The following is a 23,986-nucleotide window of genomic DNA, read 5'->3' on the forward strand; positions in this document are numbered from 1 at the left end:
CGAAACTGCTCTATTTAATAAATACGTTCACCAACCTTGTCATACTATGGCCTTCCGCATCTTTAACGGTTATATTGAAAGACGCTAAGCCTTTAGCTATAGGCTCAAATTTAATAGTGGTTCCGCTTAACTCAATCTCACCATTTTTAACTTCTGAAAAATTGTAAACAGGACTATTTTGATAGCCTTTGAAATAATCGGCTATATTAAAATCAAAACTATCTTCTGAAGTTATAAAATAATGCGGTTGTGCCATCCAGTTTAAATAGTCTTCTAACTGTGTAAAACCGTCTTTATCTTCATCTGCATTAGATTCTGAAAAATCACCAGCTGCAGAATTTACATTTAAACCATGAGTTTCTTCCCACCAGTTTGGCAACCCGTCGTGATCAGTATCCCAATTTTCAGGACGCGTTTCGCTTGCATAATCTGGAAAACCTCCAGTATCCATCTCCGTATCAATCATTCCAGGCAGTTTACTTTTCTTTCCTTTAAAACTATAGGTTCCTTTTAAGGTTTCCTCTATTATACGTTGATCGTGTTTATCGAAAAATGGTTGTGTAGAACCAACATCAGACAATACATTTTTGTAAGCTGCTCTTGCCGATTGCGTATTCACAAAAGATGGGAAAAATGGCTCATCAACAAAAGTTTCATAATCTACAATCTCATTATTGGTAATGATTGATCGGCGGCCTTTTTCTTGGTTACTTTCATCAAAATGACCTGGCATCACATTCCCTTTAAAGTAATAGCGCTGACTGCCTTTACCTACCCCCTCGTGACTCGCTGTTAATGCAAAGAATATATCTGAAGCACCACCTGGTTTGTAGTAGTTATTTACAAAATTAACCTCATGGGCACCACCATCGGTGGTTCTATGCCCCCAGTTATACACCACGTTATTTCTAATATCTAAACGTCCAGAGTAATAACCATCGCCATTTAATCCACCGCCCATACTCCAGTTACGTCCGTAGTTGTGTGCTAATAGGTTATGGTGAAAACTACCAATATCGCCACCGATAGTCGCTGCATAACCGTGCATCTTTCCTGATTCGTACTTACCGTGCCCTGCCACATTTAAGGCTTCAGAAATTAAAGTACGTTGTAAAGTGATATTATGTGCACCTCTTGAACTAAACGACTCATCGATAGTCCAACTAATTGAACAGTGGTCTAAGATACTATGGTTCGCTCCTGTAAGCCCCATACCATCGTAAGTTCTTCCAGCACCTATTCTAACTCTTAAAAAACGAGCTATACCTTCATCGCCCGTTAAGCCAACAGGTGCTCTGGTAAAGGTTATACCTTCACCAGGTGCTGTTTGTCCAGCTACTGTAATGTAAGGCTGATTGATAACCAATCTGGATTTTAACTCGATATTTCCTGACACATTAAATACTATGGTTCTTGGACCTATTTCCTGATTGACAGCATCTCGGAAACTTCCGGGGCCATCATCGTTTAAATTGGTTACCTCAATCACTTTTCCTCCACGACCACCAATGGCATGACGACCGTAACCCTCGGCTCCTGGAAACGCTAATTGTGCAGGTCTGAACGACCACACATTGCCCGCTGTAATTTTTCCGTTGGCATCTTCTTCATCTACTCGCCAATAGTAGGTATTCATGCTGTATAAATCGCCTACCCGAAAAGTATTCTCTGTTTGTTCTCCTTTATAAACATCACTTGATGTATCAGCTTTTTGCATTGCTGCTTTGTCTTCTCCAAAATACACATGGTGAACAACTGTGCCTTCTGGCGATTGCCATTCTAAATTTAAAGTTTCACCGACCTCAACATGCTCGTTGGCATTTTCGGGTTGTGGTGAATGGGCTTGCTTTTTTAAATTTGGCGTGTCAATTTCAAATCCGTTGATTACAAATTGAGAAATATCATAGCCATTTTCACCTTCAAAACGAAGAACGACATCCTTATTCGCTTTAGCCTCAAAATTTAAATATGCCGTAGCTGCATCTATTTTTGTAAAAGCTCGGTTACTTGGTTGAATGGTCTCCACTAATTCACCATTCAGATAAACCTTAACAGGGGTTAGCGTTCTTCCTCTTAAATTACTAAAAGTATTATGAAAGGTTAACAAGGAATGCTCACCAGGTTTTAAGCCACTAATTACCATTTCTAGTGGCGCTTCCGATACCAAACCATCGCTCTCCAATTGTGCATAATGAGGTGCCGACATACCTATTTTCACCCAACCCGAAGAAAAATCACCTTTAACTTTAACAGTAACGTCTTTAAAGGTCTTTTCATCTGCCGTGCCTTCATTAATTACCCAAGATTGATATAAAGGATCGTGAACCTCATCGAGGCGTCGACCAGAAAAATCGAAATCGACTTTTACGGTCTGTTTTTCAGTATTATTATTACTTTGACATTGCACATTTAAAAAGGTAACCACAGATAATATCATGCAACCCAATGTGTGTTTTATTCGTCTCATTTACTTTAAATTTATTTTTTCAATTAATGTGTATTCTAACAAGTTTTGAATATCCTTAGCTCTTGCTTTGGGAACGACCTTTATAATCTCCACCTTACCATTTTGCAGCTTAGCTTCAACAGTTGTGTTTTGCTTGGCGTGTAATTTAAAATGTACGTTCCAGTCTTTTGGCCATGCGGGAAACAATAAGATTTTACCATCTACTTCCTGTATGAGCATTTCCTGCATCCCAATCATACCCGAACCGCCCCAATTATGGTCTGGCACCCAATCGAAACCAGGTCCCCAGAATACCGGAAAGCGTCGGCCCGAATTGGCCATTTTCAGCAAGGTATATTTTGCAGCTTCATCGGTTAAACCCAACCGAGCCGCCATAATATTGGTTTGCTTCCACCCAACGTGACTTCTAAACTTTTTCAAATCTTCATCTAAAAGATAGGTATTTTGTGCCACTTTTAAATCGGGTTTTCCTAAACCGTGTAATTTCCATGGAAATACAGGATATAGCTGCGCCGCTTCGGTATTATTGATGCGCTCCCATGATTTTGCTGGCGCTAAGACTTTTTGGTTTTCAATTTCCCTAAAGTTTAACGGCGGAATACGTTTTTTAAACCCTTTTAAATATTCCACATCTTCTGTTGATAAATCTCCGGAAGACACTTTTAGCAGCTTTTCTGTAATTACACTTAACGCCGAAATCGTGCTATTGGCATTGTATGCCATTTTGTAAGTCTCTACAGCCGAACCCGGATACAGCACTAAATGCCCATTGGCATCTAAAGTCTTTCTGCCACGTTTTTTGGCTAAGTATTGATAATGCTCATCAAAAAAACGTAAACAACTTAAAATAAAATCGTTGTATTTTTCAACATCTACATTGGCATACTCATTTTGCTCCAACATCATTTTACAGAACTCAAACACGGTGTCCCACTGGTATTCTAGCCAGGCGTTATACTGCATACCAGGGTCATAATCTGCCGGACGTTTCCATGCGTATTCGGCTGGATTCGGTAAACCAAAATTTTCCAATTGTTCAGTAAATGCGGCTCCCCTGTGATTCCAATACACCTGACTGCGTAGCTCTGCATTCTTTTGAAGCGTTAAATAGTAATCCAGTTGCGATGGCAACATATCAAAATCACCACTTTTGAACATCGGAAAATAAACGAGTCGTTGGTTTTGTTGGGTCATGGTGCCACCGCCCCAGTTTCTAAAATCAGGTGTAAAGGTATGGTCTTCCTTAATATAAACTGGGTCGACCGTAAACAAGCCCCCATTAAATTTTGTGGGGTATTTTCCGTAGGCATTTGCCCCTAACATAAAACGAAACAACTGATAATTCTGACCAATTTGATTTACGGAATCGTTCTCTGCATGCGTAAAAATGAAACTGCGCTTCCAATAATTATTCCACCACTGTTTTGTTTCCTTTTCTTTTGGTTTATATGTAGACATCAAGTCTTGTAAACCCTTTTTCCAAACGTCGATATTTTCATTTTGAACCGTGTGCAAATACAATTCTAAACTGTGATGTATACTCGATTTTTTACTTTTTAATCGAAAACCTTTAAAGTCGGTATCTTGATAAACACCTTGATATGTTCCATCTGAAATCAAATTTTTTCCACCCATCACACCTCCAAAAGTCAGGTATTTTAAAGGGTTCATCATCTGCTCTTTTACTGATTCCAGTTGTTGTTGCTTCACGGCAACATCAAACACCGTATGTTCTCGGTTTTTGTGATAGAATTCAACTGCACTATTGTTGAAGGAAATAGAATCTTGATAGGTAATGATATCGCCTTGCGGTGCCCATTTATAAGAATTGGCATTATTGGCTCGGCCTTCTACTTTTCGGTTTCTATAGCGCCAAATTTCATAAGACGTTTTCATATTCAAAGGCTGTTTGCCCTTTACATCGACATGAATTACTGGGTGAAACACATCGACCCAAAGTTTGATTTCAGTACTATTTTGCGACACAGAAACATAACCATCTTCAAGATGTAATTCCTGACGGAAACCGTCGTTATCCTTGAATGGGTTTGGAGTCAATTCAACTTTTACACGTCCTAATTTCAATAAGGTATTATGCTCGTCGAAGGTGCCACTTTTTGAAAAATAGAAATACAAACTTCCTTGCTCTACCCAAACATTCACACCTATATCACCACCTCCCAAGGGCATAGATTCTGAGGCGTTTTTACTTTGGGTCGTCCACACCTGATTGTAATTTTTAAGTGTAGGCAGTTGTGCTTTTGCAGAAAAAAAAGCTACTAAAAGAAATATATAGGATATTAAATTTTTCAATTTTCTTATTAACTATTTTTTGTCATGCCGAACTTGTTTCGGCATCTTTTAATTTCTGTATAAACTATATGTGACCCTGAAATAAATTCAGGGTGTCAACAACTCTTTTATCGTTGTCGCGAAAACTTACCAATCATCTGTTCTAAACGACGACATTGGTAAACCTCCCGTACTAAAAATTTCAGCTTTGGTAAAATCTTTAAACAAATAACGTACTGCTACTGGTTTTTCGACTTGTGGTGCCGACAATACTACCGATTTTCTCCTCAATTGTACCTTGGCCGGATAAAACACCTTATTCGCGCCAGCAATTTCAAAACCAACCACCTCTTTATTATAGGAAGTGATTCCGTTTGGTACGTTGTTGAACGACACGGTTACCGTACTTCCTTTTATTTCCATGGCATTAAACTCCGGACTTTCGTATTCAAATCCATCGATACCGTAGGTTTTAGCTAAGGCTTGGAATGCTAGACGCTGTCCGCCTTTTTCTTTATCGGCAGGGTGTATATTTCCAAATTCCCCGACATCCAATAGCACGGCCATACCTGAGTTCTTTATAACTTTGGAAGCCTTTAACTGGGCTTCTCTTAGATATGCTGAATTGTATTCGGTTTTATTATCATTTGGGTGAAAACGGGCATAATCGAACGGGGCTATTTGAGCAAAATAAAACGGAAACTCGCCCTGATTCCATAGCTCGCGCCATGAGTCCACCATTTTTTTGAATAAATCGGTATACTGTAACGGACGCACATAATTCGACTCTCCTTGGTACCAGATAGCTCCCCTGATACCGTAACCAATTACAGGCGACAACATGCCATTAAACAAGGTGGTTGGTACACGGTTAGGGCTACTTTTTAAATCCGCTTCGGTTTTGGGTAATTCTAATTCCAAATCAAAGTCTTTTAACATTTCCTCATTCATCCAGGCTTCTACATTTGAGCCCCCATAAGATACCTCAATTAAACCTACAGGCACATTTAAAACTTCTTGAAGAAACGAACCAAAGTACCATGCTGTGGCACTAAAATCACCTGTAGTTTGTGGTCCTGCCACTTCCCATTGACCTTCAAAATCAGTTTTTGGTTCTAAAACCGTGGCTCTGGGCACCGTTATAAAATGAATATTTTTATTTGCTGAACGCACAATTGCTTCATTTCCGCCTTTTACAGGTTGCCCTGGAAACCCCTTTAATGGCATTTCCATATTTGATTGCCCCGAACACAGCCAAACCTCACCAATTAAAACATTACGAATGATTTTACTTTCATTTTCCGTTGACACCGTAATCTCAAAAGGCCCACCTGCCTTTGGCGTTTGCAAACTTGTATTCCATTTACCAGTTTTGTTGACTTTTACCTCATAGTTTTTTCCATCCCAGGAGGTCGTAATAGTTACACGTTCATTTTTATTTGCCCAGCCCCAAATAGGTGTATTGCTTTGTTGTTGCAACAGCATGTTATCGGTAAATAAGGCTGGTAATTTTATTTCGGCATGTATGGTTAGCACACTAAAAACACATATTACAGCTATAACTAATTTTCTCATTTATTCGGTTTCTTTTATAATGTTAATATCTCCTAATAATCCTGATTTCACCATCATGGTATCATCTAGCCTGTACGGTGCGGTTGTCCAAGTTAAACGGTCTTCCTCAGGTAATTTTTCATCTCCAATCAATCGGTTAGCCCAAGTATTGGTCACTTTTATTTCTAATCTGTTTTCGCCTGTTTTTAAAGCTTTGGAAATACTGGTGCGATAAGGATAGGTCCACACCACACCACAGTTTTTTCCGTTTAAAATCACTTCAGCAATACAATTTACTTCGTCAAAGGCTAAATATAAATCACCTGTTGTCGTTGAATTCCAATTAAAGGTTTTGATATAACTCGCCGTTCCTGAATAGTATTTAATACTATCGTTGGTCGATATTGTCCAATCGAAGAGTTGATTAATCTGAATCGGCTCTGATGGTCCGCTAAATGCTTTATCAAACTGAAGCGTCCAATTCTCATCTAGTGTTTCAACAGTTTCGAAAGTTGGCCAGTTTGGTTTTCCTCTTGCAGACTTTTTACTCGAATCTTCTTTAAAAACTACGAAATAAGCTTCATTAGGATGTAATTTTAAAGGCACTATCGTTCTACCATTTTCTTCTTTCCAATTTTCCAAAACGGTAATTTTATCTGAAACCGGATGGTACAACACAGGTTGTTTTCCAGACATTCTAAACGACACGTCTAACTGCCGTATTTCTTCCTCTTGATTGGACAAAAAGTAAATAGCTTCACCGGCATATTGACGTTGTGTCCACGCCAAAGTACTGGCTTCTTTTTTATCAACTAAAACATTGGGAACAACCCCTAAGCCTGAAAAATCATTTCCCAGGTACGGTAACTGAATCACCTTTCCTTCACCCAAAGTCCATTGTTTTTGTCCGTTGCCTGACCATATCTCATCAACAAGACTTTGCCATTGCGCACTATCGGATTCAAAACCAGCAATCTCCTTTGGTTTTTCACCCACAAAAATCGTAGCACCTCCTTTTACTAAATCTACTATTTTTTGAGCCACTACTACAGACATGATTTGTGTTGGCATCATTTTCCTTTGGTCTGGAAATACTAAAAATTTATAGGTCAGCGCATCCTTAAAGACAACGTTGCCATTAACAACTTTAGCATTCAGCAACGCATCACTGTTAAACGAATCGTATTTATACCCGTTTAAAGCATTCACCCATTCCGATAAATCGGTGCTGTTTTTAGTGTATTTTACCTCTTTTGGCATACGCGTCGAGGGTCGGCCTTCATTTTTAAGCCGAATAGCTTCGGAAGCTACACGGTTTGCGCCAAAAATATTTGGCATAAACGGTACTAAGCGATCGGGTAATACCGAACGTGATGGAATATCTTCTCCCGTAAACACCGCAAAATCAATAACTGGTTGTCCCTTTTGCAACTGGAACTGTACATTTTTACAGTACTCAAAAAACGCTCGTCCAGGTTCCCACCATGTTTGGTCGCGTTGAAAAAATGTACCAATTGGGTCTAAAGTCATTCCTGGTTTTCTATCCAACCACGGATTGTGCATAAATACATGGTAGAAAAACCGGTTTATTCCCAAGGCATAATTTCTATCGGCCATGGTTTTTAAATTTCCTGGATGCTCATCCCAATCCATGCGTAATTGGGTAAAGGCTTCCGCCTGAATGATATCGCGCCCGTATATGTGTCCGCCATTAATAGCATCGAGCATATCGTTGGGTTTATCGTGCGTCGGACTTCTAAACCAAAATTCGCCACTCGGATAATCCACATATTTAAAATGCAACAAGCCATCGCTGGTCATGGTTGGGGCTACATTTTCGGTACTGAATTTCACACCTGTTTTTACAGCTTCTTCTTTTAAAGTTCCGAAGAAATTTTCAACTGTTAATTCAGTAATGGTTTTTCTAACATCATATAAAATCTGTTCTGATTTTTCAGCAGAATCTAACGGAATTCCGGCCATCACAGGCAAATAATCTACAATATCATAACCATGTTGCATTTTAAAAGTCTCTCGAAACACGGGCGACCAGTTTTGACTACCGCATTCCCAACTGTCCATGTGCAAGATTTCTACAACCTTATTGGCCAGTTCTTCGCCAGCCGCACGTCGCATTTCGCCATACCAATGGTCTAATTGAAACTTAACCGCATCGGCATTAAATTTATCGACTTCCAATCCGCGGCCACCACCAGCTGTGGCATTTTCATGACCAGTAGACGTATGACCGAAACGCATAATACGCCACTGTCCTTTTGGAGCGTCCCAATTGAGAACTCCATTCGCATCAACAAATTCTGAGATATTAAGCATTTGATCTGTAGCAACACAATCGGAAGTTGGAATCTGTTTTTCAGTCGTTCTAGAGCTCACACGCCAAACGGCACCTGATTTCCCTTGGTAGTTATCAATCAACGGTTCTTCGGAAAGGATAATTTTAGTAACCTTTAAATAGGAATTCCACTTGGCCATATCCAAATCTTCAGCACCAGGCTCAGAGCCTTCTGGGTTGTAAACAAATCTGAAATATTTCGCTTTCGCTAATAAACTATGCGTGTAAAATGCATCGGTATCCTGCCAACCCGAACGCGGCGTTTCCAAACGTCCTAAACTTGTAAAATGTTCACCATCGTCACTTACCTCAATTAACATGCGATGGGCTTGATAATTGTTGCCTTGGGTTTCAATTTGAATGGATTTACAATCGAACGGTTCGTTAAATTTATACTGAATATAACCAGGTTCGCGCATTCTGAATTGCGTGTTTTCTGTGGAGTTGTCCGTTAAATAATCGGCATTTTCATCATTCGATGTTGTTACTTTTGGCTGAATCTCTAACGATGTCTTAAAAGCCCTTTCAACAGGAATGGCAAAGGTCGCAATGTCTTTGTAGTAATCTTTATAATGCTTTGGAACTGGTAATTTCAAGTTTCTTAAATCGGACGAATGTACCACCGTATCGGTCCAAACCACTTTTTGCATTGACATTTCTGGAGTAATCCAAGGCCCACCGGCCACGGCAAAACCATCGGCAGGATGAAACGCGATTTTCAAGCCTAATCGGTCGGCTTCTTGCAACGCCCAATGCACCAATTCCCAAAATTCTTTACTTAATTGAATCACAGGTGGATCCATTAGCGGTTCTTCTCCTGGTCCTTTAATGGTCATTAAATATGCCCCACGGATACCCGCTTGTTTCATCGCTTCCAAATCGGCGGTAACGCCTTCTTTAGAATAAGCACTTCGCATCCAGTACCAATATACCCATGGTTTGGCGGTATCTTCGGTAGGTTGGAAATAAGTTATTTCTGCTTCTTGTTCTTTCTTACATGACAATGTAGTAAGTACTATAAAAAACAGAATAATATGTTTTATTTTGAAATGCATTAGTACTGAAATTTATCAAGTATTCTGTCTAAACCACCCTTATTGAAGTTAAAAGGCACTAAGTAAAAACTATACTTATAATCTTTAGCCTGTATTTGGTATTTTTCGATAGGGGCTCCGACTGGTGACCAACTATCGTTTCCTCCAATACCCATTTGTTTCAAGTCGATATTAAGTGTTAAATATCCTGGATTTTTTAAATCGTAGGTATGCCTAGCATCATTTATATTCTCCTCCGTGTAAGGCCAAACACTCATGCTCAACGGCTGATTTCCTACCACTAAAACACCTTTATTTTTATTTTCTGTAGTACTCGCCAACCAACGTACTTCGGTTCTGTTTCCGTTTTCCTGTGGCCTTACATAAGGCTCTATAAAATCTTTTAGAGTCAAGCTATAACGTTCAACTGGGAAACCAGAACTTCTATCAACGTAGTTCTCCAATTCGCCTTTTCCGTACCAAGAAATTTGCCTAAAATTGTTATTTATTCCCATTTGCATACCCACTTTTGGAATGTTTGGCAAATCGGTTGAGGCTTTTAATTCGTAATCTACTTTTATAACGCCATCGGGTTTAATGTTGTAAGTGATATGTACGTTAGCACTATCTTTTATTATTTCATATTCTGAAACAATTACAACATCATTTCTGGAAGTTTTAGTACTCACCGAAAGCAATTTGGATTCATTATCATACCACTGTTTCAAATTCTTATGTGGCTTCCAACCTTTAGCATCGTTATCGGTTAACGGGCGTGTGAAATTTGGTAATAAAGGAGCAAAGACCTGTTCTTCTCCATTAAACACAAAAGAACTTAAGGCTCCGTTTTCTTTGCTGAACTTGATGCTGAGACCTGCTCCGTTTACTTGATAATCCGTATTAGATTCTTCTAAATTTAATCTGTTTTTTGCTTCTGAATTGTATGTAAGCTCACCTTTTTCCTTTACTAAAAATTGATCTCTCGCAACGACAAACCCTTTATTGGCCCACGGTTTATCTTGAGAAAGTTTAAATTCAATATCAACAAAAATATCTGAATTTGTTTTAAACCTTGGCATATACTTATCCAAATCCAAAACCGTACTATCACCAGGTTTTAAAGCAAATGGCTCCAAAGTAAATTCATCAAAGATTTTACCATTCGAGGTTATTCTTAAAACAGGAATTAAATGGTTTAAAGATTTTGTTGCATATCTATTCTTAATTGTCATTTGACGTCCATCTAAACGAGACGTTACCGGTTGGTACACCCATTTATTTTCATACATCGCTGCTTTTGGGCGTCCATTAGAAGCCACAATACCGTTGATGCAGAAATTACCATCATGACGTACTTCACCAAAATCACCGCCGTAAGCATAAAATTGCTGTCCCGTTTTTTCGTCAACCTTTAATAAACCTTGGTCTTTATAATCCCAAATGCAACCGCCGATAATTCTTGGAAGCCTTCTAAATTCATCCCAAAGTTCTTTAAGGTTTCCTGTTGAATTTCCCATAGAATGTGAATATTCCACAAATAGAATAGGTCGTGTATCGGCTTTGTTATCCACTAAAAACTGAGGCGTAAACACCCCAGGATAAAAGCGACTCACCATATCCACATAAGGCTCGTCTTGTGGGTTCTCGAAACGGTGCGAGTGGTCGCCCGTTGATGGATACCTTGGGTCACGCTCGTCAATATACCCATCCAATCTTGGATTACCTTGAGCCGGCTCATAGTGTATGGGTCTGGTGATATCAAAATTATCGGTCCACGCTGCCATAGCCGCATGGTTTGGTCCTTTACCCGCTTCGTTACCCAAACTCCACATAATCACACTCGGGTGATTTTTATCGCGTTCCACCATACGGTTCATACGTTCTACATAAGCATGTGTCCAACTGGGGTCGTTGCTTAATTTCCCACCTAAACCATGGGTTTCGAGATTCGCTTCATCCATGACCATAATCCCGTATTCGTCACATAATTCATAAAAATAGGGATTGTTTGGATAATGGCTGGTACGAATGGTATTGAAATTAAATTGCTTAATGGTTCTTACATCTTGCTCAATATCTTCACGAGTCAAAGCTTTGCCGCGAACCGGGTGATGGTCGTGACGATTAACCCCATAAATGTACGTTTCTTTACCATTGATTAACAGTTTGCCGTTTTCTTTTGAAAACTCGATAGAACGGAAACCTACTTTACAGGATTTCACTTCGGAAATGTTTCCGTTTTCATCCTTTAAAGTCATCACCAAAGTATATAAGTTCGGTTCTTCGGAACTCCACTTTTTAGGGTTTTCAATTTTCTTTTCAAAAAAACCGAAGCGTACATTATCCAAGCGCGGATAACTTTCGTTAACAATCGCTTTGGCTAAAGTATCTATTGGTTTTTCAAAAAGCGCTTCGTTTTTATCATTGTATAACTGAAACTCGAACGATGCGTTTCTTATTGAATCACCCGTAAGGTTTTCTAATTTCGGACGTAACAGAAAGACGGCATCTTCATAATCCTTATCTAGTTTGGTCTGGTAAAAGAAATCCTGAATACGCAATTTGGGTTCGGCCATAATAAACACCTCACGTTGAATCCCACTCATACGCCAATGGTCTTGGTCTTCTAAATAAGAACCATCGCTATATCGCATCACCTGTACCGATAATACATTTTCACCTTCCTTTAGATAGGGTGAAATATTAAATTCCGAAGGCAAAAAACTATCCTCTCCATACCCCAGAAATTCACCATTTAGCCACACTTGAAATGCCGAGCTCACAGCACCAAAATGAAGCGTTACGGTCATGTCTTTTTGCCACGCTTTTGGCACTTTAAACTTACGTTGATACGAGCCAATACCATTGGTATCTTTAGGTACATACGGCGGATTGATTGGTCGAAATGGATATACCGCACTTTTGTAAATCGGAATATCATACCCTTTCAATTCCCAGTTAGATGGCACCTCGATTTTATCCCAGCCTTCTACTTCGGTCTTAAAAAACTCTTTAGGTACTTGGTCTAAATTCACCGAATATTTAAAATCCCAGGTACCATTAAGCATTACCAATCGACTTTTGTCTCGGTTTCCTTCCAAAGCATCGGCAACGGTTTTATATGAATACGCCGTGGCACGCGCTGGCTGCCGGTTTATACTAGTCACCAACGGGTTTTCCCACGGCGCATAGCTATACTTTTTAGGTACTTCAGGAATTCCTGCAGGTTCTCCCGTTACTGTTTGTGCTTGAGTAACCCCAATGCAACTAATTATGATTAGTATAAAAATTCTACTTTTCTTCATCTTCTGGTAGTGCTACAAAATGCATGTCACTTTTTCCAATATCTTTTGAGGTGGCTAAAGCAATACCGCGTTGCCCAGCTTTATTAACCGCACAATAGTAGTGATACACAATACCATCGTGTTTTACAACAAATGATTTGTGCGCAAACATATCGTCGTAAGGTTCTGAGGACTCAATTAAATTATCGCCTTCCCAGTCCTTCCAGTGGATTAAATCGTTAGAAACAGCGAAGCGGTTAAAGGCACCTTGGTCCCAGCCCGTCCAAAAAGCACCAAAATAGAACATCACCCAGGTATCGTTGATGCGCTGAATGTAAGCATCACCAGAAATACCTCTATGGTGATTGATTAACGGGGCATCGCCGTAACGTTTCCAGTTTCTCATATCATCTGAAACCGCCATCGCAATGCGTTCTGCACCTTTAGCAGGATTGATACTATCGCCACGGGCGTTGTAATACATAATAAATTCGTGTCCGGTTTCTTTTTCCACATCACGAATCACAGAACTTTTGTACATGGTACTGTTATCCCACCATTTGGCTTTATCGTCATTTGGTCGCAATACCGGTTTTGGTAATCTTTTAAATTCGTGCGGTTCGGTTGGTGACTTTTCGGTGTAAGCCATTCCCATGGATAAAATTCCGGCTTCATAGCCCGTAGTATTCCCGCCAAAATAACTCATCCAATATTTATCATCGTAAGTTTTCCACTTGTACGAACCACCCCAAGTTGGGTCTTGCAAGGCTATGTAACCCGCTTTTTGGTTTACATCCCATTCTGTGGTGTCTTTTGAAAACGACATCACTTTTCCTAAGTGGTTCCAATGTAGCAAATCATCACTTTCGGCCAACCAGGTTTCGTAACCACGGCCTTCGAAAATTAAATAGGTCATGTACCATTTTCCATCTTTTTGGAAGATACTCGGACAATCCATTTTATAGGAATTGTCGGTTGGCACCATCACCAAACCGTATTTATATGGTGTTTTAATTTCGTTGTAAATCTCTTGCATTACAGCATCGGTAATCTCACGTTTCTTTAACTTTTCAGGTTTAGAAACGCAAGCTATTACAGACACTAACAAGCAAATGACAGCACCAAATTGTAATATATTTTTAGTTTTCATTTTGAAAATTTTATTTCATAATAACTTACACAAAAACACTTCGACTCCACTTAGTGTGACAAGCTAGATCAACATTTTATTTATCAAACTTTAAATACACCGTACGTTTTTGTAATCCACTTAACCATTTTGGTTGCGACGATGGGCCTACCAGATCTGTCGCGTTCACCTTATTTCTAGCAGGCGGTATAACATCCAAAACCGCAATCCCTGTATTTGGAATCGTGTATAGCAGTGCATCGCGACCGTCACGCGGTGAATATACCCCTAAGTACGTGTCGGTATCTTTATTTTCGATGTAAATCTGTCCTTCGTCGGTGGTAAACTCAGCCCACTGCCAATTATTGAAATACCCTTTAAACTCCGGGTAATTGAACGATTCACCAGGAATAGGGTCGTTGTAATCATTCTCCCAAATATCTAAAGTGGTTCCTTTTAAACGGTTTTGCCACACACGGTATGGTCCATCGCCCAACCATTTTTTATGTCTCATTTTTTCCTCAGGATACTCAAAGTATACACCGGCCAAATCAACCACGCCGTTGTATTCGTATTCATAATCTAACTGGATTAAACCTTCCGCATCAATCGTCCAAACCACTTTTTGAAGAATACCGTGGTAATTGGCTTCAACAACCACTCTTCCTTTTTCTTCTTTAGCCGAAATATTCAATAGGTTTTCAGAACAATTTACCTCTTCATCCCAGCAATCGAATTCCTTATAAATGCGGTCTTCACCTTTGAGGAAATCAGGGTTAACCGTTCCGTCCAACGTTCTATCACCACGACGTGCCATGATGATTTTTGGTCCGTTGGTTAAACTGATGGTATTTCCGTTTTGTTTTACTTCAACTAATTTTCCGGAAGCTTTATCAAATTTCACTTCGGTTTTTGCCGCTGAAACGGTGTAGAATTCATCGGTTTCCTCCAATTTCACTTTACCAGATTCTAATTTTCTTCCCGTTTTTTTATCCCAAGTGAAATCCCAAGTCCAAAGTTCATGTCCGTTTTTATCCACTACCTTTACGTAAAGTACGTCGGCATCTTGCCAATTATTAGGTAAATTCAATTTAAGTTCACCAGTTCCGTGCGGTTCAATATTCGGCGCTTTAAGCGTTCCTTTTCTGAAGGTTTTACGTGCTTCCTTACCATCAAGCGATGATGCAAAATTCACCAATTCCCAAGTAAACGTACAGGTATTGGTATTCGTGAAATCGTAACGATTTTCAATGGTAAATGTGCCATCAAAATCGTTTGGTAATTCACGTTTTTCCATAATCATTACGGGAGACCAAACTTCCTTTACCGTAAAGAAACTTCCTTCTTTTTCATGATGTGGTCCTACAATACCATCGGCACCGTAATTCCCTTGGTTATCGATACGCCCATCTTGGTCGGTACGAGCAATTCCCTCATCGGCGAATACCCAAAGATAACCGCCACCGCTGCGTGGGTGTTTGCGCATCACTTCCCAATAATCGTAGAAACCGGCACCGTGCCCACCATCGTAAAGTCCGTGAAGGTACTCGGTAGGCATGAAAATATTATCGTCTCTAAAATATTCCAAGGTTTCCCCATACGAACGGTAATGCATGGTTTCTACACCACTGTGCTCTTGTTGTGGATGAAGCACCGGACGTTTTTGTAAATCCCAAATATCAAATTGATTGTCTAAATTGGTATTCCAACCGCCTTCGTTTCCGTTGGACCAGAAAATGATACTCGGATGGTTTAAATCGCGCGTTACCATTTCCTTAACCAGCTTTTTTCCAACGGCATCATCATAATGTCCGTGCCACCCGGCCAATTCGTTCATCACATACAAGCCCAACTCGTCGCAGGCTTGAAGAAATTCTGGGTCTGGCGGATAATGCGATAATCGTACCGCATTCATGTTCATTTCTTTAATTAGACGAACATCGGCGTAGTTTAATTCTTTGTTTAATGTTCTGCCTGATTCCGGCCAAAAACTATGGCGGTTAATCCCTTTCATCAAGACACGTTGCCCGTTGACATAAATACCATCGCCTTTACGGATTTCAATCGTTCTAAAACCAATGGTTTCCGTGATTTGATGCACGACTTCGTCTTCCTTGAGAAGTTTAATTTCTGCTTTGTATAAGTTTGGCGTTTCGGCCGTCCACTGCTTCACATTTTTGAAGTGTTCTGCTAAATGAATTTTATCAGCACCATCAACACCTTCTGCTTTTACTGTTGCCCCTAATTTTTTTCCATTTTCGTCCGTAATTGTTATTTCAGCTGCAATGTTTTTTGCGCCACTTCCTAAAAATAAGTTAGCTTCAAAAGTACCATCAGCTTCTGCCCTTAAAGCCGCATAATCGATATGCGTAGCAGGCAGGGCTTCTAAAAATACCGGACGAAAAATACCTCCAAAGTTCCAGTAATCGGCGCGACGTTCGGCTAGGTTTACGCCAGCATTTTTAGATTCTTTGCTTACGGTAACTTCTAGTAAATTTTCTTTACCGTATTTCAGCAAATCGGTGATTTCGTATTTAAACCGGTAAAAAGCACCTTGGTGTATGTCTCCAGTAACTGAGCGGTCGTTGATACGAACCTCTGTATCGGTCATGGAGCCATCAAAAACAATTTTAACGCGTTTGTTTTCCCAAGTCTTAGGCACTTCGAAGGTGTATTTGTAATAACCTACCTCGTCAGCAATACCTTCGGGAAACGGTTTTCCGTAAAAACGGATACCGTATTGGTAAGTTCCAAAACCCTCCTGTTCCCAAACGGATGGCACGTTGATGGTTGACCACTCGCCACTTTTACGGCCATCGGAAACTTTAAATTCCCACTCTTTGGTGTCTTGGTATCCCGTACCCGATAAATATTTAATTTCGGTGTTTTGTGCTAATGCAGTCAACCCCGTAAAAACTAATAGAAAAGATAACTTCTTGAAAAACGTATTCATTATAAAAATTTATAGTACTTTGTATTTGATTGCGTATTCGGTGTTTGGTTTAATGGTGAGTTGATATTTATTTTCACCACATGCCGATACCGTTCCGTTATTTGTTGAAGGCTGAGTTTCACTATTGATAATTAGCGTGCCCTCACCTTCTGATGCCTTTACTTTTATTTCGCTTGTGTTTACGTATAACTCCACCGCTCCATTTGGCGTTGGCACTTTACCTTCTATCCAATCCAATCCGCCTAAATTGGGTTTAACGGCATATTCTGAATAACCTGGCGCTGTGGGCTCAACACCTAAATAGTATCTTCCGAACAGATAAATAGGACTTGCTCCCCAGGCATGGCAAAGGCTTTTTCCGTAAGGTCTGCCATACATTGCTAAATGCTCGGTGCCCTTTTGTTTAGGGTCGTATTTTTCCCAAAATGAAGTCGCCCCCAAATCTATCATACCGCCCCAATAATCACGGATTTCATCTAAAACAAACGCTTGTTCGCCCATGGCACAAAGGGCTTCCAATTCGTAAAAACGCATGTATGGGGTTGTAATTTCTAAAATATCATCATTCAACAACACCTTGTCTTTTACGCTTTGTTTTTGGGCATCATTAAAGTAATCAAAAAAGATACCAAACATATTTGCATAGCGGGTAACGATATCCTGTATTTTGCCATCAATGCGCTGATGTTTCATCACTTGGTTATCATCATCCCAAAATACATCAAAGAGTTTTGTTTTTAAATTGACCGCCAATTGCTGATATTTATTTTCATCTTCCCTTTCACCTGCAATTTTTGCACTTACGGCCATGGCTTCCAAACTTTTAGCCAATAACATTTGTTCAAAACTCACTTCGCCTGTTTTAGGCAAACCATCGGCCCAATCCACAAACACCCAGTCGCCTTCCAAAGGTTCTAAAAATCCGTTTTCGTTTCGTCTCCCCAAGCAATAGTCCATTAAGGTTTTCATGCGTGGATAGAACGTTTTAATAAATTTAGTATCGCCAGTATACAGGTAGTAATCGTAAATACCTATGAACCAATACAGCGAATAGTCCATAATAATATTAATATGCGCCGTAACAGGTTCTTTTCCACGGAGTGCTGCAATGGTACGTTCTACGGAAGGCGAATCGAAGAACAAGTAATAGTTCATTAAATAACTTTGGTGGGCATCACCGGCCCAAATCCAACGGTCGCGCTTAATACCATCGATAAAAAATTCGCGTGTAGTTAAATGCATGGTATAAGCCGAAACATCCCAGATTTGGTTCAGTAAATTATCAGAAGACTTAAAACTGCCACGGTACTCCAGTGGTAGATACTCATACAACATGGAAATGGAATCGTACTCGACTGAATCGTCTTTTTGCACCTGAACGTAACGAAATGCTTTTGAGTTTTCTAATGTATAGGTTTCCGATTGGTTACCATCAAAATACAAATTATCGAGGGTTTCGCATTTATCTGTGCTTAATGCTTCTTCGCGCGATTCACCATAATACAAAGTTAATTTCCCCTGACCTTTTAGCCCATGTATTTTTATGTAACCAAAGGTCTCCCTTCCAAAATCGATTAACTGAGCACCATTGACTTTTTCGGTGGACTTGGCTTCCCAAGGTTCTGTGGTCAATTGAAATTCGGAAGGTTTAGCTTCTGGTTTATTAAAATTCCATAATCCTACGGGCACCCACGGTGTACCAGATTGTTGTGCTTTACCTTCTTCGTCAATCCAAAGTTTATCTTCGTTAGTTACGTTCCAAGACGCATTCGATTTCACGTATTTGCCATCAATAAAAATGGCTGGCAACACTTCTTGGTTATATACTTTAAAGGAAATTTTATGTTTTCCAGCAGAAATTTTAATCGATTTAGGTTGTCCATAAATCTGAACATCATCAATCAATAATTGAAAAGGCCCTTCAGAATATATTTTCACATCATCTTCCTCGGGCAAATCGACCTCTGTTTGAAAAGTTACCAAAGGGTACGGACTGTAATACCGCCAAAGCGGTGGAAAAACCGCTTCGCGCTCAGTACGTCGTACTTGCATTTTATTACTCAACCAAATTTCGAAATCGCCCGGATACCAAATCCATGTTGCATTAGAATCGGTATGCGGTAGTTTTGATTTTTCCATCTGTTTCAACTTCTTTTTTTAATTATATGAATATTGTTTTAAATATCGTCTCCGTAACGTTCTTCTGTAATTTGCTCTAATGTTTTTCCTTGTGTTTTTGGCGTCCAAATTGTTCCTATTATTAAAGCCACAATAAGCAATCCTATCATAACATAAGCGGCCATGTGGAATCCTTCGCCGTGTTCTCCATAAATGAATACAAAACCAAATCCCCAGATTGCAGCTATAGCCCTAACCGCAAAAAACATAACGCCCTGCGCAGCTGCCCTGTATTTGGCCGGGAAAAGTTCTGAAGCCCAAAGCGCGTAGAAAGCCTGTACACTTATTCCGGCATGAATGCCCCACAGAATGGTAAAAGCCCACAAGGCGACATAATTTTTAATACCGATAAAAATGAGGATACCCCAAGCTACAATCCCTATTCCCGTACCAAAAAAATATAACATACGTTGATTCACTTTATCAATAAGCATCGAAAAACCAAAATACGTTACTGCAATAATGATAAGCCATTGAATGGCCGATACCATATTGGCAGCTTCATTGGAAAGTCCGCCCGCCGTTTCATAAATATGTTGTTGAAAAAAGCCCATTACGGAAGCCACCATGTTCCAAGTGACATAAATTCCAGCTAGAAAAAGCATCGTTCGAACATTTACTTTATTAGTAAAAAGTGTTCCGAATGATGCAAAAACACTGGGCAGTTTTTCTTGGCTTTGTTTTTGCTTTTCTTTGGCTTCTAACCATTCTTTTGATTCATCCAGCTTACGCTGAAGGTTCCATGCTATAAAAGCGACGATAAATAATGAACCAAAAATAATTCTGCTGCTGAAAACATTAACAGCTTCAATACTCGCATCGCTTCCTATGAACAATGCTGCAATATCTTTTACATATTTGAACAACACACCTGCTGAAGCATCATCTATGCCCGGTGCCAATAACATGCCCAAAATTAAAATAATGGTTGGCCCCACACCCCAGGCAAACTGCGAAATCCCCATGTTGCGACCGCGGTTTTTCACTTCAGAATTTTCGGAAATATAGGTCCATGACGCCGGAACACCAATTCCTACGGATATTCCAGTAACTAAAAATCCTGTTAATAACATCGGGAAATTTACCGTGAACATAATAATGGCAACCCCCAACATATATACCAGCATATTGTAGGTATAAATCTTTTTTCTTCCATATCTGTCGGCAAGAAAACCACCCATGATTGCGCCAATGGCAGCTCCAAAAGCGTTGGCACTAATGGCATTAAGCCAACCAAGATGCCCTTCTGTAAGTCCGAGGTAATTTTGCCAAAGGGTTAATCCACTGGCACCGGCAACAATCGCACCTGCGTCTAGATAATTAGTAAGCGATACCGTTATCGTGCTTTTTAAACTTCCTTTTTTTTGTTCCATATTTTTTGTGGTATTTTAAACTAATTCCTTTTGGGCATCTTCCCAACATTCTTGAATAATTTCTTTGTACAATAATGCTTGTTGCCAACGGTCGCCTTCTTCTTGTTCGGCACCATCCGCATTTAAAACTGTTCTTTCGTAAAATATTTCAGCTTTAAGCAATTCAACAGTAAAACTAATATAGTCTCCTGGTTTTGCCGATTTCAAAAAGCCTAAAAATGACCGTTTCCACATTTCTTTAAAATGCTGAACATAACTATGGTTTTTATCTTTTACATCGACTTGAATGCAGCCCGGATTACCTATTCTGCCATGCATAAAACGTACTCTATCAAACACTGGCTGAATAAACTCCCATTTATTTTCAATACCACCGTAAACCATTTCCTGCCCAGTGTACCAATGTGAAAAATCGCCATTGAACCGCACTTCAGGGAAACGTTTTGTCAATTCCACCGTTCTAAATAAGTCCTGGGTTATAGTAGCACGATGGGTTTCTATGTAAATAGGAAAATCGAATTTTTCAGATGTTTCCATAACATACTGTACCAAGGCATCAACTTCTTCGTCAGACTCCATACCCCATCCTAAGTGGATGGAAGCACAATTATAGTTTCCGCTTTTCCAAATGGGCATCAAATCATCTAAATCGCCAACTTCATTGATACGGGCATGTGCCGTTAGCTGCAAACCAAACTCCTCACATAATTTGGGGTCGCCATCCTGTATGCCACTAAAACCGGCATTGGCAATAGCCTCATGTTTTTCTCTATCGCTGCGCTTTGGTCCTGTTGAAAACGATGGTAAATCTTCACATGTCCCGTAATTTATGTCAATTCGCAATGATGGTGCATTGTTGCTGCCATCGTTGGTATTTTTTATCATATTAAATTTATTATTTTCAATTAATTTCCATTAAAATATAGGTACAATATTATCATGGTAACAAAAAGTGCCGCCCATAATATTTTTACTTTTGGAGCTACTTTAGTTAAGTTACTAAAATCTAAAGTTGACTTAAATGGCTTACTATTTTTATCCAATAAACTGATAACGACAATGACAACAGATAGGAACACAAAAATGTAAAACGACAGCAATAAGAAATGCGGCCATATTTTTACGGCGCTCTCGGGGTCATTGGGGAATACCCACAAATAAAGAATTCCTATTGTTAAACTGAACAAGGTACCGAAAACCAAAATACTGTTTGCGGCTTTTGCAGTTGTTTTTTTCCAAAGTACACCAAACAAAAACACAACAGACATTGGCGGTGCGATAAACCCTAACACCGATTGAAAAACATCAAACAGGTTTAAACCTTTAATACTATCAATGGCAAGGGTGATGAAAATGGATATGATAGCGCCAACTACAGTTACAATGTGCCCAACTTTTACAATATGTTTTTGGCTTGCTTTGGGCTTAAATTTTTTCACATAAACATCCATGGTAAAAACAGTACTTAATGCATTTAAGGACGAATCGATAGTACTTACAAGAGCCGCAATTAAAACAGCCATTACCAAGCCTTTCATTCCTGTTGGAAAGAGTTCGGTTACCATAGTCATATAAGCTGCATCTGGATTTTCTAGAGTAGGAAACAAAACAAAACACATGATACCGGGCAGAATAAACAGTGGTACATCAATAATTTTTAACCAAGCGGTAAAATTAGCACCTAATTGTCCTTCTTTTACACTTTTAGCCCCTAAAACAGATTGCACCATAGATTGGTCGGTACACCAAAACCAAACCCCCATAACCGGATACCCCAAAAGGATGGCTACCCAAGGATAATTGGCATCATCTGCCGGTAAAAACAGATTCCAATAGTTTGAAGGCGTCTCGCTGACCAGTTGCCCGAAACCACCAACTTTATCAAGCCCTACCCACATAAGCACAAATGATACTATAATCAATAATACCATTTGAATCACGTTGGTATAGACTATCGTTTTTAATCCTCCCGCCAAGGTAAAAAATGCCGCAATGAGCAATAAAACGATTACCGAAAGCCACATGGGTAAATTTAATATCTGCTGAATTAAAATACCTCCTGCAAACAAGGTTAAGGACAGCCAACTCAACAATACGGTAACAATCGTGTACCATGCCAAGATATTTTGGGTAGAGTTCCCGAAACGTTTACCCATAAACTCTGGTAGTGTTTGCACCCTTGCCCCTAGGTATCGCGGTGCAAAGACCACTGCCAACAGGAAAATGAATATAAAGGCATACCACGAAAAATTACCGGCAACAATACCCGTTGTATAACCAATACTGGCATTGGCAATTAACATAGATGGCCCAACATTGGTACCCCACATGTTAAAACCGATACTTTTCCAGCTCAAAGAATTACCTGCCAAAAAGTAATTTTCATCATCTCCTCTTTTATTTCTTAAACTAAACCAAGCACCGAGGCCGATTAAAACTATTAAGTACAAGCCTACTACGGCAAAATCAAGAAAATCTAATTGGTCATATATATTCATGTTTACAAAGCTTAATTTTAGTTTAGTGGAAGAGGTTTAGTTGGTGTTTATACAAACGAGCACCCAAAATACATTAAAAAAAACAATGCATTAGGGTACTATAAAATACGTTAGTAGGCGCTTACTTTATTGCCTTCTTTTAAAAAAGGCTCTGCCCAATACAATGGCTCTTTCTCGGCCTTTAGTATGGGTTCTGCTGAATATTGAATTAGCAGTACGCGTCTTGATTTGTTTGTGGTATTTGAACCGCTACGGTGAAAACATGTACTTGAAAATAAGGCTACATCACCTGCTTTTAAAACCGCAGGAATACCAGGGTTGTCTCCAAAATATCCAATTTTATCATTAGTGCCTTCCTGTAATACGTGGTCTATTCTCTTATCTGTTCCAGCTTCTTTGTAAGGTAACAAATAAACGGTTCCGTTTTCTTCGGTTACATCGTCCAATGGACACCAAACAGAAAGGTATGGTTTATGATCAAAATCTAAATATCCTGAATCTTGGTGCCACGAAAAGGTCATGCCTTTGTCGGCCGCTTTTACCACAAATTGTTCTAAAAATAAATACACCTCTTCACCTAAAACCTTACGGGTAATTTCTTCCATTTCCTTACCAAAAATCAGGTCTTGCATGGTTTCACTGTCTTTGTATCGAAGCGCTATAAAATAGCGTTTACCTTTGTGGTTTATTTCGTCAACCTCAACGCCTTTACGATCCATTTCATCATCCTTTTCCTTTATGAATCTTTGACATTCGTCGCGCAAACGCTCTATAAGTTCTTGTGGAATTACGTTTTTTACAATGCAAAACCCATCTTCCTTAAACTGGGCTAATTGCTCATCGGTTATAACTGCACTCATCTTTTCTAGTT

At 39.5% G+C, this 23,986-nt stretch carries 12 protein-coding genes; all 12 read right to left on the bottom strand.

Features of this window, described 5'->3' with window-relative positions:
* Positions 1–10 precede the first annotated feature (10 nt).
* The 12 genes from GSB9_00864 to GSB9_00875 all read right to left on the bottom strand — a co-directional run bounded on the left by GSB9_00864 (position 11) and on the right by GSB9_00875 (position 23,975).
* Positions 11–2,467, bottom strand: coding sequence for a T9SS C-terminal target domain-containing protein (locus GSB9_00864; GenBank protein UKM64317.1), 2,457 nt, complete (start codon positions 2,465–2,467; stop codon positions 11–13).
* On the bottom strand, positions 2,468–4,780 hold the full coding sequence (locus GSB9_00865; GenBank protein ID UKM64318.1) for a DUF5703 domain-containing protein: 2,313 nt from the start codon (positions 4,778–4,780) through the stop codon (positions 2,468–2,470).
* Between the two features lie 126 nt (positions 4,781–4,906).
* Positions 4,907–6,334, bottom strand: a complete 1,428-nt coding sequence (locus GSB9_00866) for a sialate O-acetylesterase (protein UKM64319.1) — start codon at positions 6,332–6,334, stop codon at positions 4,907–4,909.
* Positions 6,335–9,721: a DNA-binding protein gene (locus GSB9_00867; protein ID UKM64320.1), complete on the bottom strand. Its 3,387-nt coding sequence runs from the start codon at positions 9,719–9,721 to the stop codon at positions 6,335–6,337.
* Positions 9,721–13,005, bottom strand: a complete 3,285-nt coding sequence (locus tag GSB9_00868; protein UKM64321.1) for a DUF4981 domain-containing protein — start codon at positions 13,003–13,005, stop codon at positions 9,721–9,723. Before GSB9_00868 ends, GSB9_00867 begins: the two co-directional genes overlap by 1 nt.
* The gene (locus GSB9_00869; protein UKM64322.1) at positions 12,992–14,134 is read right to left on the bottom strand and encodes a glycosylase; all 1,143 of its coding nucleotides are present in this window, start codon (positions 14,132–14,134) and stop codon (positions 12,992–12,994) included. The genes GSB9_00868 and GSB9_00869 overlap by 14 nt, the downstream gene beginning before the upstream one ends.
* Before the next feature lie 76 nt (positions 14,135–14,210).
* Entirely contained in the window at positions 14,211–17,066 is a 2,856-nt protein-coding gene (locus GSB9_00870) for a DUF4981 domain-containing protein (protein UKM64323.1), read from the bottom strand.
* Between the two features lie 9 nt (positions 17,067–17,075).
* The gene (locus GSB9_00871; GenBank protein UKM64324.1) at positions 17,076–19,205 is read right to left on the bottom strand and encodes an alpha-rhamnosidase; all 2,130 of its coding nucleotides are present in this window, start codon (positions 19,203–19,205) and stop codon (positions 17,076–17,078) included.
* Between the two features lie 38 nt (positions 19,206–19,243).
* Entirely contained in the window at positions 19,244–20,617 is a 1,374-nt protein-coding gene (locus GSB9_00872) for an MFS transporter (protein UKM64325.1), read from the bottom strand.
* Positions 20,618–20,632: 15 nt separating this feature from the next.
* On the bottom strand, positions 20,633–21,502 hold the full coding sequence (locus GSB9_00873; protein ID UKM64326.1) for a hypothetical protein: 870 nt from the start codon (positions 21,500–21,502) through the stop codon (positions 20,633–20,635).
* 20 nt (positions 21,503–21,522) lie between these two features.
* Positions 21,523–23,115, bottom strand: a complete 1,593-nt coding sequence (locus GSB9_00874) for a sodium:solute symporter (GenBank protein ID UKM64327.1) — start codon at positions 23,113–23,115, stop codon at positions 21,523–21,525.
* Positions 23,116–23,225: 110 nt separating this feature from the next.
* A complete protein-coding gene (locus GSB9_00875) occupies positions 23,226–23,975 on the bottom strand; it encodes a phytanoyl-CoA dioxygenase family protein (GenBank protein ID UKM64328.1) in 750 nt (249 codons plus the stop codon).
* Positions 23,976–23,986 lie beyond the last annotated feature (11 nt).

It is taken from the genome of Flavobacteriaceae bacterium GSB9 (genome assembly GCA_022749295.1).
GTDB lineage: Bacteria > Bacteroidota > Bacteroidia > Flavobacteriales > Flavobacteriaceae > Flavisericum.